Genomic DNA, 2,353 nt, shown 5'->3' with positions numbered 1-2,353 from the left:
AACCACCGACACGAGGATTTTCAATCCTCTGCTCTACCGACTGAGCTATCCGGGCGACGAGGTGTATTAAACGTGTTTTCGCGTTCTGGGTCAACATTAAATTGCAAAAAAAGTATCGTTTGATGTTTTTCTATACTTAGTGGGTTGTTTTTGCTCATTTGGGGTGAAAAACCTAGGTCTAGCATGCCCTAAAAGATAGTAAAACTACGGTTAACTACACTGAATGGGCGCCGAAATAAAAAAAGCACGTATGAAAACGTGCTTTTTTATTTGAAAATTTTCTAGGGAGTTTAGTGTTTTACTTCAAACCTATTAACCCAAGCTTCTAATTCGTTGGAAAGAGAGGCAAGAGTTTGGGTGCTGTTATGACTTTCTGTTACGACATTGCTCAGTTGGTTACCGCTCTCTTCGATCATATTGATACGCTTCGATATATCATCGCTCACCTGAGTCTGCTCAGCGGCCGCTGTTGCGATTTGATGACTCATTGATGAAATGGACTCTAATGCGACAACAATCTGTTGTAGTGCTTCAGAGGCGTTTTGAGACTCTGTTACGGTGCTTTCACTGGTCGCGGCACACACTTCCATGGTTTGAATTGCGTTGCGAGATCCCTCTTGAAGGTTATTAATCATTAATTGGATTTCTTTTGTGCTCGATTGTGTTCTGCCTGCAAGGTTACGAACCTCATCTGCTACAACAGCAAATCCACGACCTTGTTCGCCAGCTCGAGCTGCTTCAATGGCTGCATTTAGTGCCAATAGGTTAGTTTGCTCCGCTATATCACCAATCACATCCAATACTTTTGCAATGTTGTTTACATCGTTATCTAGGTTAGCGACAGCTTCGCTTGCTGTGCCTAGTTGGCCTGCTAAGCCTTGAATGTTATCTACTGTGTTGTGAATGAGTTGTTGGGTATGCTGGCTCTGTTTGTCGGCCTCGTCGGTGTTGCGCGCGGTATCGCTAGCTGAAGCAGCTACGTTATTGGCTGAAGAGGCCATCTCGGTCATTGCTGTCGCGATCATCTCTGTTGATTGCTGTTGGGTGTCTGTCAGTTGACCAATTGACCCAGCGCGATCTTCTACGCGCTGCAGTTCGCCTCTTAATGCCAGCATTGAAGCGTCAAGGTTTGATACTAGCTCAGCCAATGACTTACTCATTTGTTGTACGGCGTGATAGATACTGCCGTCAATTGCCTGAGTTTCGAAAGAGGTTTGAATTCGACCTTGTGCTACGGCTTGTACTGCTTCTCGTACGTCTTTAGGTTCGCCGCCAAGAAGCGCTAGCATGCGTTTAATGGATACAATTAGGCTCGCCAGAATAAGACCAGCAATCACGACACAAAGGAATAGCTGCCATTGAGCAGTAGACCAAAAACGAGCGTTAACTTCATTGAACCCGATACCAGTGCCGACAACCCAACCCCAATGTGGCGTTTTCTCTGCAATAGACAGTTTTTCTTCAATCGTTCCATCTGGCAGTTTTTGTGTCCAGGTGTACTCAATGATCTCGCCAGTACGATTACCAAGTACTCTTTGGATTAGCTGCCCAACACTATTGCCGTCGCCATCTTTAAAGTCGTTAAAACTGGTTCCGTGCAGTTGAGGATCTAATGGTGTCGCGATAAACGTCATGTTCTCATCGGCTACGTAAACATATTCATTATCTTTATAGATGTTGTTGCGTAGAAGGCGAGTAGCTAGTTGCTTGGCTTGCTCTTCTTCTAGTGTGCCATCAATCGCCATTTTTTCGACTTCAGTAAGAATGCTGTATGCGCTCTTAAACAGCTCTGTTACGCGAGCTTTGTTGTCCATGTTGCTAGCAACTCTTAAGGTCCATAAGCCTGTAGCCGTCAGTGCTAGCAGGGCGATCAAGATGATGCCCGATAATAAGTAAGCTTGCGTTTTTAGTTTCATATTTCCCCGCGCAGCGATTCAATAATTAGTATTAGGTATAATTCATCGAATCTTAATCTAAGTGGTGTAAGGCAGATATTAGAAAGACATCAAAGTATGATAGGGATTAAATTTTCGAAGAAAAAAAAGTAACAGGACTTGGTTCTATTTGTTTTAATGTGAATATTAGCGGGTCATGAACTTTATAAGGCGTTGGTTCTGTTGTAGTGGATATGCTTTATAGAACTTAGAATCAACTGCTGTAGTAAGAGTACTAAAAGGAGATAACTCAATTTATCGAGACTGATTAAGAGTTAGTGAGGAGCTGATGTGTATATTGAATAGAGTTTGTTTTTGTTCAAACGAAAAAAAGCCAAGTCTTTCGACTTGGCTTTCTTGAATGTGGCTCCCCTTGCAAGACTTGAACTTGCGACATACGGATTAACAGTCCGCCGTTC

General features: G+C 43.2%; 1 protein-coding gene. It reads right to left on the bottom strand.

Annotated elements, in window-relative coordinates; translation table 11 throughout:
- Positions 1-290 precede the first annotated feature (290 nt).
- Complete coding sequence (locus tag AB6E78_RS22795) at positions 291-1,916, bottom strand: methyl-accepting chemotaxis protein (RefSeq protein WP_017062210.1); 1,626 nt, start codon at positions 1,914-1,916, stop codon at positions 291-293.
- Positions 1,917-2,353 lie beyond the last annotated feature (437 nt).

Origin of the sequence: Vibrio sp. 10N.247.310.98 (assembly GCF_041467395.1) — a bacterium.
GTDB classification, from domain to species: Bacteria; Pseudomonadota; Gammaproteobacteria; order Enterobacterales; family Vibrionaceae; genus Vibrio; species Vibrio crassostreae_C.
This window is presented reverse-complemented; position numbering and strand designations above follow the sequence as displayed.

Coding starts and splice junctions, on each gene's coding strand:
- AB6E78_RS22795 (WP_017062210.1), bottom strand. CDS start 1,916: ATGAAACTAAAAACGCAAGCTTACTTATTATCGGGCATCATCTTGATC.